21 protein-coding genes are annotated in these 21,181 nt (G+C 45.7%); 12 read left to right on the forward strand and 9 right to left on the reverse strand.

Features of this window, described 5'->3' with window-relative positions; genetic code table 11:
* Positions 1 to 4 precede the first annotated feature (4 nt).
* A complete protein-coding gene (leuD, locus tag ACF8CV_RS20735) occupies positions 5 to 607 on the forward strand; it encodes a 3-isopropylmalate dehydratase small subunit (protein WP_005480538.1) in 603 nt (200 codons plus the stop codon).
* Between the two features lie 132 nt (positions 608 to 739).
* Positions 740 to 1,522 (forward strand): DUF547 domain-containing protein, encoded by a 783-nt coding sequence (locus ACF8CV_RS20740; protein WP_065779569.1) that lies wholly within the window; start codon positions 740 to 742, stop codon positions 1,520 to 1,522.
* A gap of 110 nt (positions 1,523 to 1,632) precedes the next feature.
* Here the strand turns inward: ACF8CV_RS20740 and djlA are convergent, their stop codons facing one another.
* Positions 1,633 to 2,487, reverse strand: a complete 855-nt coding sequence (gene djlA / locus ACF8CV_RS20745) for a co-chaperone DjlA (protein WP_005459635.1) — start codon at positions 2,485 to 2,487, stop codon at positions 1,633 to 1,635.
* 267 nt (positions 2,488 to 2,754) lie between these two features.
* Here djlA and lptD point away from each other — a divergent pair, with 267 nt between their 5' ends.
* From lptD to apaH, 6 genes are all read left to right on the forward strand, one after another.
* Positions 2,755 to 5,100 carry an LPS assembly protein LptD gene (gene lptD, locus ACF8CV_RS20750; RefSeq protein WP_005459627.1) on the forward strand — a complete coding sequence of 782 codons (2,346 nt, stop codon included), beginning with the start codon at positions 2,755 to 2,757 and terminating at the stop codon, positions 5,098 to 5,100.
* Between the two features lie 61 nt (positions 5,101 to 5,161).
* Entirely contained in the window at positions 5,162 to 6,445 is a 1,284-nt protein-coding gene (gene surA / locus ACF8CV_RS20755) for a peptidylprolyl isomerase SurA (protein ID WP_005459625.1), read from the forward strand.
* Positions 6,435 to 7,433, forward strand: coding sequence for a 4-hydroxythreonine-4-phosphate dehydrogenase PdxA (gene pdxA, locus ACF8CV_RS20760; RefSeq protein WP_005488414.1), 999 nt, complete (start codon positions 6,435 to 6,437; stop codon positions 7,431 to 7,433). Before surA ends, pdxA begins: the two co-directional genes overlap by 11 nt.
* A complete protein-coding gene (rsmA, locus tag ACF8CV_RS20765) occupies positions 7,430 to 8,239 on the forward strand; it encodes a 16S rRNA (adenine(1518)-N(6)/adenine(1519)-N(6))-dimethyltransferase RsmA (RefSeq protein WP_005459622.1) in 810 nt (269 codons plus the stop codon). The genes pdxA and rsmA overlap by 4 nt, the downstream gene beginning before the upstream one ends.
* Positions 8,240 to 8,304: 65 nt before the next feature.
* Positions 8,305 to 8,685 carry a Co2+/Mg2+ efflux protein ApaG gene (gene apaG / locus ACF8CV_RS20770; RefSeq protein WP_005459620.1) on the forward strand — a complete coding sequence of 127 codons (381 nt, stop codon included), beginning with the start codon at positions 8,305 to 8,307 and terminating at the stop codon, positions 8,683 to 8,685.
* A gap of 16 nt (positions 8,686 to 8,701) precedes the next feature.
* Positions 8,702 to 9,508, forward strand: coding sequence for a bis(5'-nucleosyl)-tetraphosphatase (symmetrical) ApaH (apaH, locus tag ACF8CV_RS20775; protein ID WP_017449023.1), 807 nt, complete (start codon positions 8,702 to 8,704; stop codon positions 9,506 to 9,508).
* Positions 9,509 to 9,588: 80 nt separating this feature from the next.
* Here the strand turns inward: apaH and folA are convergent, their stop codons facing one another.
* The 6 genes from folA to rplU all read right to left on the reverse strand — a co-directional run bounded on the left by folA (position 9,589) and on the right by rplU (position 13,519).
* Entirely contained in the window at positions 9,589 to 10,071 is a 483-nt protein-coding gene (folA, locus tag ACF8CV_RS20780; protein WP_005459612.1) for a type 3 dihydrofolate reductase, read from the reverse strand.
* 9 nt (positions 10,072 to 10,080) lie between these two features.
* Positions 10,081 to 10,554 carry a threonine/serine exporter family protein gene (locus tag ACF8CV_RS20785; RefSeq protein WP_005459611.1) on the reverse strand — a complete coding sequence of 158 codons (474 nt, stop codon included), beginning with the start codon at positions 10,552 to 10,554 and terminating at the stop codon, positions 10,081 to 10,083.
* Positions 10,554 to 11,354 carry a threonine/serine exporter family protein gene (locus ACF8CV_RS20790; RefSeq protein ID WP_138938374.1) on the reverse strand — a complete coding sequence of 267 codons (801 nt, stop codon included), beginning with the start codon at positions 11,352 to 11,354 and terminating at the stop codon, positions 10,554 to 10,556. The genes ACF8CV_RS20785 and ACF8CV_RS20790 overlap by 1 nt, the downstream gene beginning before the upstream one ends.
* Before the next feature lie 192 nt (positions 11,355 to 11,546).
* Positions 11,547 to 12,719: an Obg family GTPase CgtA gene (cgtA, locus tag ACF8CV_RS20795; RefSeq protein ID WP_005489537.1), complete on the reverse strand. Its 1,173-nt coding sequence runs from the start codon at positions 12,717 to 12,719 to the stop codon at positions 11,547 to 11,549.
* 210 nt (positions 12,720 to 12,929) lie between these two features.
* The gene (rpmA, locus tag ACF8CV_RS20800; RefSeq protein ID WP_005383095.1) at positions 12,930 to 13,187 is read right to left on the reverse strand and encodes a 50S ribosomal protein L27; all 258 of its coding nucleotides are present in this window, start codon (positions 13,185 to 13,187) and stop codon (positions 12,930 to 12,932) included.
* A gap of 20 nt (positions 13,188 to 13,207) precedes the next feature.
* Entirely contained in the window at positions 13,208 to 13,519 is a 312-nt protein-coding gene (gene rplU, locus ACF8CV_RS20805; RefSeq protein WP_005383096.1) for a 50S ribosomal protein L21, read from the reverse strand.
* A gap of 257 nt (positions 13,520 to 13,776) precedes the next feature.
* Here rplU and ispB point away from each other — a divergent pair, with 257 nt between their 5' ends.
* On the forward strand, positions 13,777 to 14,748 hold the full coding sequence (gene ispB, locus ACF8CV_RS20810) for an octaprenyl diphosphate synthase (protein WP_005479642.1): 972 nt from the start codon (positions 13,777 to 13,779) through the stop codon (positions 14,746 to 14,748).
* 91 nt (positions 14,749 to 14,839) lie between these two features.
* Here the strand turns inward: ispB and ACF8CV_RS20815 are convergent, their stop codons facing one another.
* Both ACF8CV_RS20815 and mdh read right to left on the reverse strand, forming a co-directional pair.
* The gene (locus tag ACF8CV_RS20815) at positions 14,840 to 15,031 is read right to left on the reverse strand and encodes a hypothetical protein (RefSeq protein WP_005479653.1); all 192 of its coding nucleotides are present in this window, start codon (positions 15,029 to 15,031) and stop codon (positions 14,840 to 14,842) included.
* A gap of 113 nt (positions 15,032 to 15,144) precedes the next feature.
* Positions 15,145 to 16,080 (reverse strand): malate dehydrogenase, encoded by a 936-nt coding sequence (gene mdh, locus ACF8CV_RS20820; protein WP_005454639.1) that lies wholly within the window; start codon positions 16,078 to 16,080, stop codon positions 15,145 to 15,147.
* 358 nt (positions 16,081 to 16,438) lie between these two features.
* Between mdh and argR the strand changes: the two genes are divergently transcribed.
* From argR to ACF8CV_RS20835, 3 genes are all read left to right on the forward strand, one after another.
* Positions 16,439 to 16,909, forward strand: a complete 471-nt coding sequence (gene argR / locus ACF8CV_RS20825) for a transcriptional regulator ArgR (RefSeq protein ID WP_005430583.1) — start codon at positions 16,439 to 16,441, stop codon at positions 16,907 to 16,909.
* 405 nt (positions 16,910 to 17,314) lie between these two features.
* Entirely contained in the window at positions 17,315 to 18,283 is a 969-nt protein-coding gene (locus ACF8CV_RS20830; RefSeq protein ID WP_021454067.1) for a TAXI family TRAP transporter solute-binding subunit, read from the forward strand.
* Between the two features lie 297 nt (positions 18,284 to 18,580).
* Positions 18,581 to 21,160 carry a TRAP transporter permease gene (locus tag ACF8CV_RS20835; RefSeq protein ID WP_021487174.1) on the forward strand — a complete coding sequence of 860 codons (2,580 nt, stop codon included), beginning with the start codon at positions 18,581 to 18,583 and terminating at the stop codon, positions 21,158 to 21,160.
* Positions 21,161 to 21,181: the final 21 nt, after the last annotated feature.

Raw genomic sequence — 21,181 nt, forward strand, 5'->3', positions numbered from 1 at the left:
AATCATGTCAGGTTTTAAACAACATACTGGTTTGGTTGTGCCTCTAGATGCCGCCAACGTTGACACGGATGCCATCATTCCAAAACAGTTTTTACAAAAAGTTTCTCGCCTAGGTTTCGGTAAGCATCTTTTCCATGACTGGCGCTTCCTTGATGATGCAGGCGAGCGACCAAACCCTGAGTTTGTAATGAATGCGCCACGTTACCAAGGCGCTTCTATCCTACTTGCGCGTGAAAACTTCGGCTGTGGCTCATCTCGTGAACACGCACCTTGGGCTTTGGCTGATTACGGCATTAAAGCGATGATCGCACCTAGTTTTGCGGACATTTTCTACGGCAACTCCATCAACAACCAAATGGTTCCGGTTCGTCTGACTGAGCAAGAAGTGGATGAACTGTTCCAATTCGTTGAAGCCAATGAAGGTGCGCAAATTGAAGTGGATCTGGAAGCCCTAAAAGTGCGCGCAAACGGCAAGGAGTATGACTTTGAAATCGACGAGTTCCGTCGTCACTGCCTGCTTAATGGCTTAGATAACATCGGTTTGACGCTTCAGCACGAAGACAAAATCGCTGAGTATGAAGCCAATATCCCAAGCTTCCTGCGTTAAAACGCTTCTTTGAATACACAAATAACAGGCTGACCATTGTCAGCCTGTTTTGTTTTTATGCATAGATTAAAGAAAGAAAACAACAACTAGACGGGTCTACACTAACAATTAAGTCTCACTAAAGGTCTCTCTATGAAGCGTTTCTTATTGCTACTGTGTGCCCTACTCTCCTTTTCCGCTCTCGCCGCACCAAAAGCCGACTTATGGCCTTATTGGCAGCAGTCCAACGAGGTCAACCAAACCTCAATCTCTCATCTGGAGTGGCAACAGTTACTCGACAGCTATCTAGTTACCCGAGGCGACAACACTCTATTTCGTTACAACCAAGTCTCGTTCGCCGATAAAACAAAGTTAAAGCAGTACATTCAACGTCTCGCTAGTTTAAATCCATTGCAATACCGCCAAGCCGAGCAATACGCATATTGGGTAAACCTGTACAACGCGTTGACGGTTGACCTAATTTTGGATAACTACCCGATAACGTCGATCACCAAGTTAGGCGGGCTGTTTAGCTTTGGCCCATGGGATCAAGATGTCATCATCATTAACGGAAAAAGTCTGACCTTGAATGATATTGAGCACCGAATTTTACGACCAATCTGGCAAGACCCAAGAACGCACTACGCTGTCAATTGTGCAAGCCTAGGCTGCCCAAATCTTCAAACTCAAGCTTTTACCGCTGAGAATACTCAAACCTTGTTAGAGAGTGCCGCAAAGACCTTTATCAACAGCAAAAAAGGCGTCTCTATTGAAGGTAACACGGCGAAAATATCTTCAATTTATGAGTGGTTTGCCGTTGATTTTGGTGGTGAGAAAGAGGTGTTTAACCACATCAGAAAGTACGCGCCACAATACAACCATTTTTCAGGTCGGGTGAAGTACGACTACGATTGGAACTTGAACCAAGCCGACTGATTTATTCAGCTTTGTTCAGCTTGAGATGCTTTTAGCCACCGATAACCCAAAAGCTAAAAAAGGGCACCAAGTGCCCTTTTTACTTTCTAGTTTGCTTGCTAGATTTTGGCTTACTTAAAGCCTTTTACCTTTTTAATTAAATCGTAAGCGTTTTGAATTTCTTGCGATTTTTCTTTTGCGACGTTCATCATTTCTGGCGGTAAACCTTTGGCCATCAACTTATCAGGGTGGTGCTCATTCATTAACTTACGGTAAGCACGTTTAACGGTTTTACCGTCCGCCTCTGGTGACACATCCAAAATTTTGTACGCATCGGCCAATTGATCCGCCTGTGAGGCTTGCTGCCAACCTGACGACTGATATTGACCTTGTTGCTGACCATGGAAACCACCTTGATGTTGGAAACGGAACGCCGCTTCTTGCATTTGCAGGCGACGCTCTAGTTGCTCAGATGAGAAACCTAAACCACGAGCAATTTTGTGCAGCACATTACGTTCACTTGGATGGATAGCTCCATCAGCAAAGGCCGCGGAAATTTGCAGTTCAAGGAAGAATTGCAGCAAATCAAAACGGCCAGCGGTCGAGATTTTTACACGCACCAACACATCTTCTAATGGGAAATCACTCTCTTTCCCTTCGCGGAATGCATCTTGCGCCGCACGGCGTTGTTCGCCATGCAAATTCATACGATCCATCATGGCAGTCGCAAGTTGGATCTCTTCTTTAGTGACCTGCCCTTTGGCTTTTGCCACGTGTCCCATTACTGCAAACGCCGCTTTAAAGAATTCTTCCTGACGCTGTGCCTGACTCGGTCCTTTTCCAAAGCCACCTGTAGAGAACCCAGCTTGACTTAAACGTCGGGCTTTATCGAATTGGTGACCAATAAATAAACCAAACAGCAAACCGAATGGACCACCCAGTAACAAGCCAAAAAAGGCACCCAGAATTTTGCCAAAAATATGCATTATGTGTTCTCTATCAATGAATTTTTATCGACGACGACGGTCTTATAGTGCCGGATGGAACGATTTCCTTTATGATAATGGAATTAGTTTTATTTCGGCTAGGCCATTTCGCCTGCTTATCTTTGCAGCTATTTTTGTCGTCATTATGCCATAGCAAATCAATACGCTGGGACAATTGCGACTATAGTTGATTCATTTGGCTATGACGCTAGGGTACAACAAGCCCTATAGCCATCGAGTAGTAGTGACACAGGAAAGTTCAATTCAATGCAACATTTCTCCCGCACATTTATAGCGGCCTCTATCAGCACCGCCTTGTTTGTACCCACCACTCAAGCTGAAGCGAATATAAATGATAGTGTGCAGGAAATGCCCGCCACAGATCAATGTTTGGTCGAAACAAGTGGCGAGGAGGACGCTCTTAATACCCCAGTAGTGGTAGAAGCGGACAACCTGCAAGCCATTAATGGTGACAAAGCACAATACTCTGGAAACGTCCAAGTAACGCAAGGTCCGAAGAAAATCACCGCAGATAGCGTAACCCTGCACCAACAAGACAACGTGGTAGTGGCAGAAGGCAACGTGACCTTCAATGACGGACAAGTTAAAGCCCGCTCAGATCGTGTTACCAACGACATCAACCAAGATACCTTCTCGCTTGAAAACACCGAATACCAATTTCTTTGCCAACAAGGTCGTGGTACTGCAGCTTACATTGCACGTACAGGTCAGTCTGTCTATGAACTAGAAGATGGCTCAATCACATCATGTCCGGAAGGCGATAATTCATGGCGCTTGGTTGCGTCTGGTATTGACGTAGACCAAGACGAAGAGACCGCCACGCTGCACCACCCTCGTTTTGAGATCATGGATGTGCCCGTGTTTTACGTGCCATACATGACCATGCCTATTGGCAACACGCGTAAAACCGGTTTCCTATTCCCTTCTCTTTCTTACGGTTCTAGTGACGGTATGGAAGTGGAAGTGCCATTTTACTGGAACATCGCGCCTCAATACGACATGACACTCACTGCACTCTACATGCAGCAACGTGGCACCAAACTCGACACCGATTTCCGTTACCTAACCGATGGCTGGGGTGAAGGTAAACTGAAAGGCGAATACCTCAACAGCGATAAAAAATATCAAGATGATTCTCGCTGGGGCTACCAAGTTAAGCACGATGGTATTATCAATAAACAATGGATTGTGAAAGTTGATTACTCACAAGTCAGTGACATTGATTACTTCCTAGATTTGGACTCTGACATCGGTAACCGTGAAGACGGCCAGTTAGTCCAAGAAGGACATGTGCAGTACCGTTCAGATTTCTGGGATGCGTCTTTAACCGTTCGAGATTTCCAAATCCTCTTGAAAGAAGAAAACCGTCCATATCGTTTGCTTCCTCAATTAGATTTGAACTACTACACGCCGTTGTGGGGTGATCACCTTAACTTCGACGTAAAAAGCCAAGTCAGCCGTTTTGACACTAGTGATACCGCTCGACCAAATGCGACTCGCGTTCACATAGAGCCGGGACTAACCATGCCGCTGTCAAACTCTTGGGCCACTTGGACAACGGAAGCGCGCGTACTTTCCACTTACTACTCTCAAGACCTTACTGGCTTGACAGACGTGGACTTGAAAAACCAGCTTGATGAACAAGTTTCTCGTGTTATTCCTGAGTTTCGTACCCATGCTCAGATTTACTTAGAGCGTGACACCAGTTGGATCAAAGGCTACACACAAACGCTAGAACCACAGCTTCAGTACCTTTACGTACCAGAAGAAGATCAAACCAACATCTACAACTACGATACAACGCTGCTGCAAACTGACTACTACGGTCTATTCCGCAGTCGTAAGTACAGTGGTATTGATAAAATCGCATCGGCTAACCAGCTGAGCTACGGTGCAAGTACGCGCTTCTTTGATGATGACTACAAAGAACGTTTGAACGTGTCGTTTGGTCAGATCTACTACTTCGATAAGAAGACGAAAATCAGCAATAGCCCGAACATTCCAGACGAGACAACCAACTACTCTTCATGGGCAGTTGAAGCTGATTTCAACTACAACGACTACCTGTTCTATCACGGTGGCGTTCAGTACGACATCGACTTAAGCTCAATGCAGCTTGCCAACAGTACGTTGGAATATCAGTTTAACGGCGGCTTTATTCAAGGTAACTACCGCTATGTCACTCGCGAATACATCGAAGATACGATCATTCTCGAAAACCTCGACACTATTACTCGTAAAGGTATTTCACAAGCAGGTATCGTAGCGGCATACGAGTTCAACCGTAACTGGTCTGCAAGCGGTCAGTACTACTATGACCTAAATGAAAATACCGATATGGAATGGCTAGCAAGCCTGCGTTACCAATCTGATTGTTGGTACATTGGTTTGACATACTCTAACCAATTACTCGGTTGGGAAAATCAAGCCATCGGCAGTACGGGCTCCTCTCCTGAATACGAAAACAACTTTAGTGTTAACTTCGGTATTCAAGGCTTTGCGACAAATCAAAGCACCGGTACAGCAGTCAAAGAACTGGATGGTTCCGACAACGCGATTAAATACGGTCGCCCATTCTATTTGAACAATTAATCGAATTAAGCGTCTTACTCTAAATAAGACGCTTCTTCAAAAAATACTGACGGAATTTTAAATGAAAATTTGGAAATCAATCTTATTCACGACCCTACTCTCTTGTGGAGCAGTAGCAGCACCGGTAGAGCTTGATAAGGTTGCTGTCATCGTTAACGACGGTGTCATTCTACAAAGCGACATCAATACTGCGATGAAAACCCTACAAGCCAATGCTCGTCAAAGCGGAAAAAGTCTGCCTTCGGCAAGCGTGCTCAAAGAGCAAGTGGTAGAAAAACTGATCATCGATACGCTGCAAGGCCAAGAAGCTGACCGTATTGGTGTACGCATCGACGATAACCGTCTAAACCAAGCCATCGCAGAAATCGCACGCAACAATAACCAAAGCGTGGAAGAACTGGCAGCATCCGTGCAAGCAGAAGGCCTAAGCTACCCAGAGTTCCGCGAGCAAATCCGTAAAGAAATTGCAGCGTCAGAAGCTCGTAATGCGCTAGTTCGTCGCCGAATCAATATCCTTCCAGCAGAAGTTGATAGCCTTGCAGACCAGCTAGCTAAAGAAACCAACGCAACCGTGCAATACAAAATCGGTCATATCCAACTGCGTTTCACCGACGGTCAAGATAAATCAGAAGTAGAAGCACAAGCGAAAGCCCTGGTTAAAAAACTCAATGACGGCGCAGACTTCACCGAAATGGCTTACACCTACTCTAAAGGTCCGAAAGCTCTCCAAGGTGGTGATTGGGGTTGGATGCGTAAAGAAGAAATGCCAACCATCTTTGCTGATCAAATCAAGATGCAGAACAAAGGCAGCATCATTGGTCCATTCCGTAGTGGCGTTGGTTTCCACATCCTAAAAATTGAAGATGTGAAGGGTCTAGAAACCGTTGCGGTGACAGAAGTTAACGCTCGCCATATTCTGATCAAACCAACCGTGATTCTTAGTGATGAAGGCGCTAAAAAGCAGTTAAATGAATTCGTTCGTCGCATCAAAGCTGGCGAAGCGACCTTTGCTCAATTGGCCTCACAATACAGCCAAGACCCAGGCTCTGCGGCTCAAGATGGTGAACTTGGTTACCAAACACCGGATCTTTATGTTCCTGAATTTAAACACCAAGTTGAAACACTACCAGTTGGCTCAATCAGTGAACCATTCAAAACGGTTCATGGCTGGCACATTGTTGAAGTGTTAGACCGACGCCAAGTCGACCGCACAGATTCAGCAATGAAGAATAAAGCTTACCGCATTCTATTCAATCGAAAGTTTAATGAAGAAGCAGGCGCATGGATGCAAGAGCTGCGTGCAAGTGCGTTTGTTGAAATCGTGGATGACAACAATGACAACTAATTCAATTCGCAGAATTGTCGTAACCGCAGGGGAACCTGCGGGCATCGGCCCTGACTTAGTGCTGGCTCTATCAAAAGAAGATTGGGCACACCAGATTGTCGTCTGCGCAGATAAAAACATGTTGCTGGAACGTGCCAAAATGCTTGGCATTGATGTCCAACTCTTTGATTACAATCCTGAAGAAGCACCTAAGGCGCAAAAAGCGGGCACACTTATCGTTGACCACGTTGAAATTTCGGAAAACGCAATTGCTGGTCAACTTAATGAAGCCAACGGCCACTACGTATTAAAAACGCTAGAAAGAGCCGCTTTGGGCTGTATGAATGATGAATTTGATGCTATTGTCACCGGCCCTGTTCACAAGGGGGTGATCAATCGCGCAGGTGTTGCATTTAGTGGTCATACTGAATTCTTTGCCGAGAAATCAAATACACCGTTAGTGGTGATGATGTTGGCAACAGAAGGACTGCGTGTCGCATTGGTTACCACACATATTCCATTGGCGTATGTGTCAAAAGCGGTCACCGAAGAACGACTAGAGAAGATCATCGATATTCTTCATAAAGACCTCGTAGAAAAATTTGCCATCGCAGAACCAAACATCTATGTTTGCGGGCTTAATCCTCATGCAGGTGAAGATGGCTGTTTAGGTCGTGAAGAGATCGAAACCATCACTCCGACACTGGAAAAGATTCAAAAAGAAAAAGGTATTAAACTGATCGGCCCACTGCCGGCAGATACCATTTTCAATGAAAAATATTTAAACGATGCAGATGCTGTTTTAGGCATGTACCACGACCAAGTATTGCCAGTATTAAAATACAAAGGCTTTGGACGTTCAGTAAACATTACTCTTGGTCTACCTTTTATTAGAACCTCGGTGGATCACGGTACTGCATTAGAGCTGGCAGGGACAGGTCAAGCGGATACAGGGAGCTTCCGAACAGCGCTCACGCATGCGATAGAATTGGTAGAGAAAAAACAATGAGAAATGATGTCCATTTAGGACACAAAGCGCGTAAACGTTTTGGTCAAAACTTCCTGAACGATCCATACATTATTGATGGCATCGTATCAGCAATTAACCCAAAGCCAGGTCAAAATCTGGTTGAGATCGGCCCGGGTCTTGGTGCAATCACAGAACCCGTTGGTCGTGAAGTTGATAAGTTCACCGTCATCGAACTGGACCGTGACTTAGCCGAGCGTTTACGTAACCACCCTGATTTAGCAGACAAACTAACGATTCATGAAGGCGACGCCATGCGCTTTGACTTCACTCAGTTAGTGAAGCCAAACAACAAGCTGCGTATCTTCGGTAACTTGCCGTACAACATCTCTACACCTTTGATGTTCCACCTATTTGAATTCCATAAAGACATTCAAGACATGCACTTTATGCTTCAAAAAGAAGTGGTGAATCGCTTGGCAGCAGGCCCGGGTAGTAAAGCTTACGGTCGTCTAACGGTAATGGCGCAGTACTACTGTAAAGTTGTACCTGTACTAGAAGTACCACCAACCGCATTTGTTCCGCCACCGAAAGTAGACTCCGCTGTTGTTCGCCTAGTACCTTATGAAGAACTACCATGCCCAGCGAAAGATCTACGTTTACTCGATCGCGTTTGTCGTGAAGGCTTTAACCAACGCCGTAAAACCGTGCGTAACTGCTACAAATCTCTGTTGAGCGCAGAAGTTCTGGAAGAGCTAGGTGTAAACCCAAGCATGCGTCCAGAAAACCTAACGCTACAACAATTCGTCGCGATGGCGAACTGGCTAGCGGACAACCCGCAGCACTAATAACTCAAACAATAAGCCAAACCCTTGCCGGTTTGGCTTATTATTAAGTTTATCAAGGAGTGCACATGGACGTCATTCAACCCTGCATCAAGATTCAAGTTCACACCAAATACATCGAAGAACAATCCAATCCAGAGCTACAACGCTTTGTTTTCGCCTACGTCATTACCATTAAAAACCTCAGCCAACAGACAGTACAGCTCATTAGTCGCCGATGGTTGATTACCGATTCCAACGGTAAACAAATGACGGTAGAGGGAGAAGGTGTTGTTGGGCAGCAGCCGTTTATTCCAAGCAACGATGAATACACTTACAGCAGTGGTACCGCGTTAGAAACGCCTGTTGGTGTCATGCAAGGACACTACAAAATGCTGGATGAAAAAGGCCAGGAATTCATCACTGAAATTGAGCCATTTCGTTTAGCGATTCCGAACGTTTTAAATTAATAAGATTGGAGATTCAGTGGCTACCTATATCGTTGGTGACATCCAAGGCTGTTTTGACGAACTACAGCAGCTACTCAAGCGCGTCAACTTTTCCACTCAACATGACCAACTTTGGCTCGCAGGAGATTTGGTGGCTCGCGGCCCGAAATCACTCGAAACACTGCGCTTCGTAAAGTCACTCGGTGACAGCGCAAAAGTCGTACTCGGCAATCATGACTTGCATTTACTGGCAGTATCCTACGGCCTGAAAAAGCGAAAAGACAAAGATAAAACGACCCCAATTTTCCTCGCTAAAGACCGCGAAGAACTGCTCTCTTGGCTAGCTAAACAACCTCTTCTGGCAGAGCACGACGAGTTTGTGATGTGTCATGCGGGTATCTCACCGCAATGGGATTTAGAAACAGCCAGACAATGCGCTCGCGAAGTAGAACATATTATCCAAGGCGAAGAGTTGCCGTGGTTGCTAAAAAACATGTACAGCAACTTACCAGATCTTTGGGATGACTCACTGGAAGGTCTGGATCGCTATCGCTATATCATCAATGCCTTTACAAGAATGCGTTTCTGCTTTTCTGATGGTCGTTTAGATATGGACTGCAAACTGCCTCCGCAAGAAGTCACAGGTGACCAATTGGTACCTTGGTTTGAACTGCCGCACCGCATACCGTTAGAAAAAACAGTGTTATTCGGCCACTGGGCAGCATTGCAGGGCTATATCGATGAAAAAGTCATTGGACTCGATACAGGTTGTGTCTGGGGTGGTTCGCTGACGATGATCCGTTGGGAAGACAAACAACTCTTTACCCAAGACGCTCTCGATTAATCACTAGATCGTTACTCCAAAAACAAAAAGCACCGTGGTTACGGTGCTTTTTTCTATTCTGCTTCGAGAGACTTTTCTAACTATTGCTTTTCTAAAATCGTAAAACGCATGTTGTAAGCGTTTTTCTCATCCGCTTGGTAGGTTTCAGAATATGTCTCTTTGAACTCATTACCCCAGTCTGGGAACTGGGTGTCACCTTCAACCACAGCATCAATATGTGTGACGTACAGTTTATTTGCCATCGCTAAACAAGAAGCATAGATAGCACCGCCACCAATGATCATTACTTCTTCAACATCACCTGCAGCCTCTAACGCTTTTTCAACTGAAGTCACCGTCGTAACGCCTTCAATACTCAATGATTCATCTCGGCTAATGACAATATTCAAACGTCCTGGCAAAGGGCGACCAATTGAATCGTAAGTCTTTCTTCCCATTACGACGGGCTTCCCCATCGTACAACGTTTAAACCAAGCAAAATCCGCAGGAAGATGCCAAGGCATTTGATTATCTTTGCCAATAACGCGGTTGTCTGCCATCGCGGCAATCATACTAATGATCATGTCGGGTCCTTATACTATCGGTCTGCGGCGGTAGAATAACAGCCCAGGAACTGCGAGGCCAACTGCTAAACCAGCAATAATAAACATGGCTTTAAGAAAGTTCTCCATGCAGGTCGCAATTAACTCTGGCGAGTAACCCAAATGGTTAATCTCCACCATCGCAATCATCGCTTTGTAAGCAAAAACGCCCGGCACCATAGGTATCAATGCAGCGACAGTAAACACTTTTGGATGAGCCAAAAAGCGGTGAGACCAATGAACCCCTATCATGCCAACCAAGGTGGCAGCGAAGAAGGTCGCCCACTCAATCGGTACTCCAAACTGCATCATCAAGTAACGGCTTCCGTGACCAATCGCACCACCTACCGCGCAATAGATCAAAGCTCGCTGTGGCACATTAAACACCAACGCAAAGCCGACTGCAGGGATGGCTGCAAAAAACATGTCATTGAGCAAACCGAGCGTTAAATCAAAAATATTCATTAAATTGCCCACCCCCAAATACCAGTTACACTCATTGCCGCCACAATGCCCAAACACGTTGCTAAGGTCAGCAAACTGGCCATTACAAACCGAGCAATACCCATATTAATGTGACCTTTTAGCATGTCTGCTACCGAATTAATCAGTGGAAAACCAGGCACCAACATCAATACCGACGATGCCATCGCTACGGTTGGTAAATTACCAATTTGATAAATTTCAGCTTGAGTAGAAATCAACGTGGTTACAAATGCGGTAGCAGCAAAGTTAAGTAATGGATTGAAGTGACGATGGCCAATCTCTTGGCGCACGATCATGCCACCAGCCGAGGCCAAGAAGGTCATAATAAATACGCCCCAATCGCCACCCGCTAAATGGCTGAATGCCGCGCATGATAAGCCAATCATAAGCACCACTAGCCAGCGGTTGTACCGTTCTGGGCTGATGGTATTCAGTTTTTTCTGCGCCATGGCAGCATCGAGTAACCCGCGCTCCATCATGATACAGATGCGTTGAATTTGCGTAATAACGCGCATGTTGATGCCACGATCGGCACAGCTTCGAGTAGTGGTGATGCAGTGTCCATCCATTACGGTCGTGACAACCAAGGCATTGGCTGAGAGGGCTACAGCCACTTCATGCACGCCACAAGCTAAGCCAATACGACGCATGATATCGCACACAAGCGTACTTTCTGCGCCATGGGCCAACAGCATTTGTCCGGCTTGAGCGACAAGTCGAGAAATGGAGCGTTGGTTAGATACCGTCAACTCTCCAGACGGTATGGTTTCTAGATTCATAGATAGGTCTAAGTCCTTTTAGGGTGTTGCTTACTCTCACGTGAAGGAGGTCAAACAGTCCCGAATCATCACGCGAAGCCACTATTGTGCCGCAAATCACATCATCTAAATATGATTTAGATACAAAAAAAGCCGCAATAGATTTTGCGGCTTTATTAAATTGTCTAGCAAGACATCGCTTGGAGAGAACAATTAGTCACGAACGTAGACAACGTGACCGTCATCTTCTTCGTCATCCCAATCATCCCAGTCGTCGTCATCTTCAGTAACAACGTCTTTTCCTGCCATTGCATCTTTATGGTAATCATCCCACATGAAGTTAACTTTATCTTCTTCAGCCACTTCTTCCTCTTCGCGAGGTAGGTTTTCCATAAAGTCAGCAAGTTTGTAGCAAAGCTCTTTTGTGCCAGAACGGTTGATCGCAGAGATCTTGAAGTACTCGTCTTCCCAACCTAGCGCATCCAAGATCTCTTGGATCTTTTCATTCGCTTCTTCTTCAGGCATCAGATCAACTTTGTTGAACACCAACCAGCGAGGTTTGCTTGCCAGTTTTTCACTGTATTGCTCTAGTTCATCAATGATGGTTAGTGCATTTTGTACAGGATCAGACTGATCAATCGGCATGATATCAATCATGTGCAGCAACACTCGGCAACGTTCTAGGTGTTTCAAGAAACGAATACCTAAACCCGCACCATCAGCAGCCCCTTCGATAAGCCCCGGGATGTCAGCAACCACAAAGCTCTTTTCAGGAACAACACTCACCACCCCCAAGCTTGGGATTAACGTGGTAAACGGGTAGTCTGCAACTTTTGGTTTTGCCGCTGATACCGCGCGAATAAACGTCGATTTACCTGCGTTTGGCAAGCCAAGCATACCAACGTCCGCCAGCAGCAGTAGCTCAAGACGGATTTCACGAATTTCACCTTTTGTACCTAGCGTTCTTTGACGAGGCGCTCGGTTTACTGAAGATTTGAAACGCGTGTTACCAAGACCGTGCCAGCCGCCTTTCGCGACCATCACTTTCTTACCGTGCTCAGCAACTTCTGCCACAATTTCGTTAGTGTGGATATCTACTGCGCGAGTACCCACTGGTACGCGAAGAACGATGTCTTTACCACGTTTACCAGTACAATTACCACCGCGACCGTTTTCACCACGCTCCGCTTCGTAGAAGCGTTGGAAACGGTAATCAATTAGGGTATTTAGGTTTTCATCAGCTTGGATGTAAACATCACCGCCGTCACCACCATCACCGCCGTCAGGGCCACCTTTAGTGATGAATTTTTCACGCCAGAAACTGACAACGCCGCTACCGCCATCACCAGCCTGAACTTTTACTACCGCTTCATCTACGAACTTCATCTTTTACTCCGACTACTTCGTGCGTGGATTAAATCTACTGTGTCATCCGACAATTTTAGCAGATGACAGATCTAAGCTCCCAGATTCAAATCGCCTCGGATTCTAACGAGAAACTTCGATATGTCGACTGCCATAAATAAAAAACCCCGCCGATTCGGCAGGGCTTTTGAATTCAGCTTAAAGCTATTAAGTAACTTGGTAAAAACCTAATTACTCAGCTTCGATGCTTACAAACTTACGGTTCTTAGGACCTTTCACTTCGAACTTCACTTTACCTTCAGTAAGAGCGAATAGAGTGTGGTCTTTACCGATACCTACGTTGTTACCAGCGTGGAACTTAGTACCACGTTGACGAACGATGATGTTACCTGCAAGTACAGATTCACCACCGAAACGCTTAACACCTAGACGTTTGCTTTCTGAATCGCGGCCGTTACGAGTAGAACCACCAGCTTTTTTGTGTGCCATTGTTAAACTCTCCTAATAGATTAAGCGTTGATACCAGTGATCTTCACTTCAGTGAACCACTGACGGTGACCCTGTTGCTTACGAGAGTGCTTACGACGACGGAACTTAACGATTTTAACTTTATCGCCACGACCGTGTTGTACAACTTCAGCAACAATTTTGCCGCCCTCTACAAGAGGAGCACCAACTTTGATGTCTTCGCCGTTAGCAACAAGAAGAACTTTATCAAATTCTACAGTTGCACCAGTTTCAACGTCTAATTTCTCTAAACGAAGAGTTTGACCTTCGCTTACACGGTGTTGTTTACCACCAGATTGGAAAACAGCGTACATATTTTACTCCGCTTTTTCCGCACAGCCTTTTCATGAGGGTGTGCGCTAAACTAATCATCAATAGGGCGCAGATTCTACAGAAGAGATGCCCCTATGACAAGCCATATTTTGAAAAAATTGGCGAAAAGCTAATCGCCAAAGAAAAGTGCGGCAATCATGCCCTTTAGTAATGTATTAATCAACGTTTTTTAGTGTATTATTCGACAATTATATAAATCGAATAAGCCTTGCAGGGTCTAACTTCAGCCGGATATACGATGGATTTTAAAACTATCCAAGCGCTTACTGCCGATGACATGGCAAAAGTGAATGAAACAATTCAAGCCCAACTAAATTCTGATGTCTCTTTAATCAACCAGCTCGGTTTCTATATCGTGAGTGGTGGAGGCAAACGTCTACGACCGTTACTGGCAATATTGTCAGCACGTGCATTGGGGTACCAAGGCACTGGCCATACGATGGCAGCGGCGTTTATCGAGTTCATCCATACAGCGACTTTGCTGCACGATGATGTCGTGGACGAATCAGACATGCGCCGTGGAAAAGCGACAGCGAATGCTGCGTTTGGTAATGCCGCGAGCGTACTTGTTGGGGACTTTATTTACACTCGCTCATTTCAGATGATGACTGAGCTAGGATCCATGAAGATCCTTCAACTAATGAGTAATGCAGTAAATGTGATCGCCGAAGGTGAAGTTCAACAGTTGATGAACTGTAACGATCCTGACACTACCGAAGAAAGCTACATGCAAGTCATCTACTCAAAGACTGCACGCTTGTTCGAGTCTGCAACGCAAATTGGCGCAATCTTAAATGATGCTCCAGAACACGTTGAATTGGCTCTGCAGAATTATGGTAAATACCTAGGCACTGCATTCCAGCTTATTGATGATGTGATGGACTACACATCCGATGGCGAAGACATGGGCAAAAACGTTGGTGATGATTTGGCTGAAGGAAAACCGACACTGCCTCTGTTGCATGCAATGCGTAATACGACGCCAGAAAATGCGCTGATGATTCGCGAAGCGATTGAAAAAGCCAATGGCATGGAACGCTTAGATGAAATCCTAGCCGTTATGAAAGAGGCCGGTTCGTTAGAATACACTACGCAGAAAGCGTTAGAAGAAGCAGATAAGGCGATCGCTGAACTGGAAGTACTACCAGAATCAGAATACAAAGAAGCGCTTATCACGCTGGCTCATGTTGCGGTAAAACGCACTCGCTAGCACCATCAGACCCTTTAGCAAGAAACACAAAAGGAAGAGCATTTCGCTCTTCCTTTTTCGTCTCAGCTCTAGACAATTTCAACGACTCTGACTAATAGTATCTTTCGCTGCCACCGTGCAGCTGTGGATCGTCCTCTATCTCATCAAAACTCACTGCTATCTGTTGATCTGAGCCTTGCTTGGATAACAAAACGGTCTCTGCTTCACGGTCGACAACCAAAATCGTACCGACGCCTTCTTGGCACTCAACAACCATGCCTTTTCGGATTCGACTTGCTTCCATCATCTTCTCCTTAACAATGTTGTTTTGGTTCGCTTGTGATACGTAATTCAGAGCAAAAAGATCAAAAAAGCCGATCCTAAGATCGGCTTTCTTCTTAATTCGCGTTATAGAGATTATTTAGCGAATTCAACACCAATGTTGATGTCGCCATTTAACGTTTCTAGCATTCCATCTAGCGCCGCTTTTTCGAAGTCGCTCAATTCGCCGTAGCTTAGTACTTCTTCTACGCCTTCTTTACCCAACTTCACTGGTTGTGCAAAGTAAGGTGCGTGCTCGCTATCACCTTCAACGTAAGCACACTCAACAACGCCTTCTTCACCTTGAAGAGCTCGTACAAGTGCTAGACCGAAACGACAAGCCGCTTGGCCCATAGAAAGTGTCGCACTACCGCCACCCGCTTTTGCTTCAACAACTTCTGTGCCCGCGTTTTGAATACGCTTAGTCAGAGCTTCTACTTCTTCAGCTGTAAACTCCACACCTTCTACTTGAGAAAGAAGAGGAAGAATTGTCACGCCAGAGTGACCACCGATAACTGGTACACGGATATCGCTAGGATCTTTGCCTTTTAGCTCAGCAACAAACGTTTCTGAACGGATCACGTCTAGTGTGGTAATACCGAATAGGCGACGCTTGTCGTAAACGCCCGCTTTCTTCAGAACTTCAGCAGCGATTGGCACTGTTGTGTTCACTGGGTTAGTGATGATACCTACACATGCTTTAGGACAAACAACCGCAATCTTTTCAGCGAGTGATTTCACAATACCAGCGTTTACATTGAACAGATCCGCACGATCCATGCCCGGCTTACGAGCAACACCCGCAGAGATAAGAACTACATCTGCACCTTCTAGCGCAGGAGTTGGATCTTCACCAGCGTAACCTTTGATCGATACTGGTGTTGGGATGTGGCTAAGATCTGCTGCTACGCCAGGCGTAACTGGAGCAATATCGTATAGGGCTAAATCAGAACCAGCAGGAAGACGGTTCTTAAGCAGAAGGGCAAGGGCTTGACCGATGCCACCAGCGGCACCAATAACGGCTACTTTCATGTAGTTCTCCTTGAGAGTATTTCTCTTATAAACGTATTCGTAGGGTAGTTTGTAACCAACTGAAATAAGCTATCGGAATCACAACTTGATTACAATCAATTAACGCCAGCTTTGCGACCTCGCGCAACTCGCTGTTGTCGTGCTACAAATGAAGGTTGGATTATTCTTTTATTCTGTTGAAATGACAAGAAATTCAACAGGACAAAACGAGACTGGTTGAATAATCTTAAAGAATCCTGTTCTGTTTATGGTTTACAGTGATGCAACTAACAGAATGCCGGGACTTTTTGGCACTGCATGAATATATATGCGAGAATATGCAAAATTGCTGACACGTACTAAGAGAATCATAATGACTATGCGCAATTCAGAGAAACAAGATAACCTAGTCCGCGCCTTTAAAGCCCTGCTAAAAGAAGAGAGCTTTGGCTCACAGGGTGAAATTGTTGACGCACTCAAGCAACAAGGCTTTGAAAGCATTAACCAATCTAAAGTTTCACGTATGCTGACCAAGTTTGGTGCTGTTCGTACTCGTAACGCAAAAATGGAAATGGTGTACTGCCTACCGGCTGAGCTGGGCGTACCAACAGTAAGCAGCTCTCTACGTGAACTGGTTTTAGACATCGATCACAATGCGGCATTGGTTGTCATTCACACTGGTCCTGGCGCAGCACAGCTTATTGCTCGCCTACTCGACTCGTTAGGTAAATCCGAGGGTATTCTTGGCGTAGTAGCGGGTGACGATACCATTTTTATTACCCCTACAATGCCAGTATCAACTGAACAATTGTTCAAGTCTGTATGTGAGCTATTCGAGTACACAGGCTGAGACCGACGAACATTGGTTTAAGTAACTCTTTGTGGGCTATGAAAGAAGTACTATTTTGTAGCCCATTATTTATGTAAACAAATTGCTTCATGCGACTACTTTTCACTCACCACTTTTGTGATTAATATCACGCAATTGATCTTTTTCACCATCTTGCCTTATTCACACCTAACTAACTGTTATAAAAAGAATTAAACCGAAGATCAATCACCATACCCTGTCGCAAGCTTTAGACTTATTCGCTATAACATTTAACATTCGGATAATTTTCTGCCAATTTTTTGTTATGATTTGCTCGCTTTTTCAAACAATTGGATTGGAAAAGATGCCGTTTCCAAATAGGAAACTCCAGAAGTGATTTATGGTTATTTCCGGGTAAATAATGAATATAAGGAAGGGAAATTCATGGCATTTAACAAACTTCTCAAAGTAGGCGCTATCGCTGCAGCTGTAATGGGCGCAGGCGCAGTTAACGCTCAAGAGTTTATTACTATCGGTACTGGCTCTGTAACTGGTGTTTACTACCCTACTGGTGGTGCTATCTGTAAGTTGGTAAATAAAGGTCGTAAAGACCACAACATCCGTTGTTCAGTAGAATCAACTGGTGGCTCAATTTACAACGTTAACACTATCCGTGCAGGCGAATTAGATTTTGGTATCGTGCAATCGGATTGGCAGTACCACGGCTACAACGGTACGAGCAAGTTTGCGGAACAAGGCCCGTACAAAAAACTGCGTGCAATGTTCTCTCTTCATACTGAACCTTTCAACATCATCGCACGTGCTGACTCTGGCATCGAAAACGTTCAAGACCTAGCTGGTAAGCGTGTCAACATCGGTAACCCAGGTTCTGGTGACCGCGCGACAATGGGCGTAGTAATGGATGCAATGGGCTGGACAAATGACAGCTTCAAACTTGCTTCAGAGCTAAAAGGCTCAGAGCGTTCTCAAGCACTTTGTGACAACAAAATTGATGCGTTCATCTACATGGTTGGCCATCCAAACGGTTCAATCAAAGAAGCAACAACATCATGTGATGCGAAGCTAGTGCCTGCAACTGGTCCTAAGATCGACAAGATCGTCGCAGATAACCCGTACTACGCATTCAGCACAGTGCCGGCTGGTATGTACCGTGGTACAGATAAAGACGTGAAGAGCTTTGGTGTTGCGGCAACAATGGTAACAACATCTGATGTTTCTGATGAAGTTGCATACAACGTTGCTAAAGCCGTGTTCGAGAACTTCGACACCTTCAAACGTCTGCATCCAGCTTTTGCTAACCTTAAAAAAGAAGACATGGTGAAAGCAGGTATTTCTATCCCTCTTCACCCTGGTGCAGAAAAATACTACAAAGAAGTGGGTCTAATTAAGTAAGCACTCACTTATTTCAATCTCAGGCAGAAAAAGATGGTTTTCTGCCTGATTGAGTATGCTGGTTGTAGCACGTTGAACCAGCATGCTTTGTTCATTTGCCAGTTTTTCTTAGAACTGCGCACTCAATACCCAAGAAAACACTTTAACGCCGCCAACAAAGCACTCGGTACTCTTGCTTTGTGATTCGGCAGCGGAATACTCGAAAGCAAACTTCGCTCCATTCACTACACTGATAAAGGCGAAGTGTGGTTCTCGATAGAAGAACGGACAGGACCATCAATAATAAGGAAAAAGTACATGGCGACGAATAAGACTCCGTCTCAAGATGTGCAAGAAATGGTGGCTCAAGCAGACACGGGCGCACGTAACCCTTCGGGAGTGCAAGGACGAATCCTTTGGTTAGTCCCTCTGTGTTGGTCACTATTTCAATTATGGTACGCCTCCCCGCTACCATTTATTTTCAATTTTGGCGTACTGAATGACACTGAAGCGCGAGCGATTCACCTCACTTTCGCGATATTTTTGGCCTTCACTGCTTATCCAGCAATGAAGAACTCTCCGCGTGATCACATTCCTCTTGTGGATTGGATTCTCGCGTTAGCGGGTAGCTTTTCGGCTGCCTATATCTACCTTTTCTACACCGAACTCGCAGGACGTTCCGGCGCGCCCACCACTGCCGATATTGTGGTTGCGGTCGTTGGTATGATATTGCTACTTGAAGCGACTCGTCGTGCATTAGGGCCTCCGCTAATGGTTGTGGCCGCCGTGTTCCTGACTTACACGTTTGCTGGCCCATACATGCCAGATGTCATAGCCCACAAAGGCGCAAGCTTAGGTAAAGCGATGTCGCATCTGTGGCTAACCACCGAAGGGGTATTTGGTGTTGCGTTAGGTGTATCCACTTCTTTCGTATTCTTGTTTGTACTGTTTGGCGCGATGCTAGAGCGTGCGGGTGCAGGTGCTTACTTCATTAAAGTCGCATTTTCTCTACTTGGTCATATGAAAGGCGGCCCAGCTAAAGCCGCGGTTGTCGCATCTGGTCTATCGGGTCTGGTTTCAGGATCATCGATCGCAAACGTCGTAACCACGGGTACTTTTACCATTCCATTGATGAAACGAGTCGGCTTCCCGGGCACAAAAGCGGGTGCAGTTGAAGTGGCAGCGTCAACCAATGGTCAGCTCACCCCGCCAATCATGGGTGCGGCAGCGTTTTTGATGGTGGAATACGTCGGGATTTCTTACGTAGAGGTTATCAAAGCGGCATTACTTCCAGCGCTGATTTCCTACATCGCGTTGATTTACATCGTTCACCTTGAAGCATGTAAAGCGGGCATGACTGGCTTACCTCGTCGTCATAATCCAACATTACTGCAAAGCCTACTTTCATTCACGGCTACTATTTTAGGTCTGTGTGTAATCAGCGCTTTGGTGTACTACGGTGTAGGTTGGACGAAAGATGTCTTTGGCGACGCAGCGACTACGATAGTAACGATCGCGCTACTCATCGCCTACGTCGGCCTCGTAAAAATTTCTGCGAACCACATGAAAGATGGCGCAATTGAGATTGATGCGGAGCTGACTGAAGTGCCAGATCCAGGTCCTACAGTGAAGTCTGGCTTACACTACCTGCTACCTATCGTGGTACTGGTTTGGTGTTTAACAGTAGAGCGCTTCTCACCTGGCTTATCAGCGTTTTGGGCAACCGTCTTTATGGTCTTCATTTTGCTAACACAACGTCCTCTGATGGCGTTACTTGCGAAAGAAGGCGACCTAGTACAGCAAACCAAAGAGGGTTTTGTTGATCTTGCTGAAAGCTTGGTGGCAGGTGCTCGCAACATGATCGGTATCGGTGTCGCAACAGCGGCGGCAGGTACGGTTGTTGGCGTTGTAACGCTAACTGGTATCGGCTTGGTGATGACGGACTTTGTTGAGTTTATCTCTGGCGGTAGCGTCATCCTAATGCTGCTGTTTACTGCGGTTATCAGTCTGATTCTCGGTATGGGTCTGCCTACCACAGCAAACTATATTGTAGTATCAACGCTAATGGCGCCAGTTATCGTAACGCTCGGCGCAGCGCACGGTCTTATCATTCCACTGATTGCAGTGCACTTGTTCGTGTTCTATTTCGGTATTCTCGCCGATGATACACCACCGGTCGGTCTGGCTGCCTTTGCCGCTGCAGCAATCGCGAAGTCCGATCCAATTCGTACCGGTATCCAAGGCTTTACCTACGATATTAGAACCGCCATTCTGCCATTCATGTTTGTTTTCAATACCCAATTATTGTTGATGGGTATCGATTCTTGGTGGCATTTAGCACTCACGGTAATCTCTTCCATCATTGCGATGCTGATCTTCTCTGCCGCTACGCAGGGATGGTGGCTGACTCGTAACAAGTGGTGGGAAACCGTCCTATTATTAGTATTAACTTTCTCATTCTTCCGACCTGGTTTTTGGTGGGACATGTTATACCCAGCGAAAGTTCTTTCTCCTGGGGTTGAGATAGCTCAAATCACGGAAAACCTAAATGTAGGAGAATCCATTGAGTTACGTGTTGCCGGACAAAACCTCGAAGGCGAATACGTCGAGAAAACGGTACGTCTGCCATTCGAAGACAGAGCAACGACGGCTGAAGAGCGTATATCTTCAATGGGTCTGATGCTGACTGAGAACGACGGCAAAATGGTCGTCGACATGGTTGAATTTGGTAGCCCTGCGGAGTCATCTGGTATCGACTTTGATTGGGAAATCAAATGGGTCGTTCAAGACGCGGATCGTCCAATGAAAGAATGGGTATTTGTACCTTGCTTGATTCTTCTGCTGGTACTTGCCATGAACCAAAAACGTCGTGCTCGCAAGGAACAACTGAGCGCATAACCGATTTGGCCCCGCGGATCT

It is taken from the genome of Vibrio sp. zbq_1 (genome assembly GCF_043102935.1).
In the GTDB taxonomy this organism is placed as follows: domain Bacteria; phylum Pseudomonadota; class Gammaproteobacteria; order Enterobacterales; family Vibrionaceae; genus Vibrio; species Vibrio parahaemolyticus.

Bases quoted from the DNA above. Each gene is read 5' to 3' on its own strand.
- ispB (WP_005479642.1), top strand. From the start codon at position 13,777: ATGGATTTTAAAACTATCCAAGCGCTTACTGCCGATGACATGGCAAAA.
- surA (WP_005459625.1), top strand. From the start codon at position 5,162: ATGAAAATTTGGAAATCAATCTTATTCACGACCCTACTCTCTTGTGGA.
- argR (WP_005430583.1), top strand. From the start codon at position 16,439: ATGCGCAATTCAGAGAAACAAGATAACCTAGTCCGCGCCTTTAAAGCC.
- ACF8CV_RS20740 (WP_065779569.1), top strand. From the start codon at position 740: ATGAAGCGTTTCTTATTGCTACTGTGTGCCCTACTCTCCTTTTCCGCT.
- mdh (WP_005454639.1), bottom strand. From the start codon at position 16,080: ATGAAAGTAGCCGTTATTGGTGCCGCTGGTGGCATCGGTCAAGCCCTT.
- ACF8CV_RS20835 (WP_021487174.1), top strand. From the start codon at position 18,581: ATGGCGACGAATAAGACTCCGTCTCAAGATGTGCAAGAAATGGTGGCT.
- folA (WP_005459612.1), bottom strand. From the start codon at position 10,071: ATGATCATTAGTATGATTGCCGCGATGGCAGACAACCGCGTTATTGGC.
- leuD (WP_005480538.1), top strand. From the start codon at position 5: ATGTCAGGTTTTAAACAACATACTGGTTTGGTTGTGCCTCTAGATGCC.
- ACF8CV_RS20815 (WP_005479653.1), bottom strand. From the start codon at position 15,031: ATGGAAGCAAGTCGAATCCGAAAAGGCATGGTTGTTGAGTGCCAAGAA.
- ACF8CV_RS20790 (WP_138938374.1), bottom strand. From the start codon at position 11,354: ATGAATCTAGAAACCATACCGTCTGGAGAGTTGACGGTATCTAACCAA.
- cgtA (WP_005489537.1), bottom strand. From the start codon at position 12,719: ATGAAGTTCGTAGATGAAGCGGTAGTAAAAGTTCAGGCTGGTGATGGC.
- rsmA (WP_005459622.1), top strand. From the start codon at position 7,430: ATGAGAAATGATGTCCATTTAGGACACAAAGCGCGTAAACGTTTTGGT.
- djlA (WP_005459635.1), bottom strand. From the start codon at position 2,487: ATGCATATTTTTGGCAAAATTCTGGGTGCCTTTTTTGGCTTGTTACTG.
- lptD (WP_005459627.1), top strand. From the start codon at position 2,755: ATGCAACATTTCTCCCGCACATTTATAGCGGCCTCTATCAGCACCGCC.
- pdxA (WP_005488414.1), top strand. From the start codon at position 6,435: ATGACAACTAATTCAATTCGCAGAATTGTCGTAACCGCAGGGGAACCT.
- ACF8CV_RS20830 (WP_021454067.1), top strand. From the start codon at position 17,315: ATGGCATTTAACAAACTTCTCAAAGTAGGCGCTATCGCTGCAGCTGTA.
- rpmA (WP_005383095.1), bottom strand. From the start codon at position 13,187: ATGGCACACAAAAAAGCTGGTGGTTCTACTCGTAACGGCCGCGATTCA.
- ACF8CV_RS20785 (WP_005459611.1), bottom strand. From the start codon at position 10,554: ATGAATATTTTTGATTTAACGCTCGGTTTGCTCAATGACATGTTTTTT.
- apaG (WP_005459620.1), top strand. From the start codon at position 8,305: ATGGACGTCATTCAACCCTGCATCAAGATTCAAGTTCACACCAAATAC.
- rplU (WP_005383096.1), bottom strand. From the start codon at position 13,519: ATGTACGCTGTTTTCCAATCTGGTGGTAAACAACACCGTGTAAGCGAA.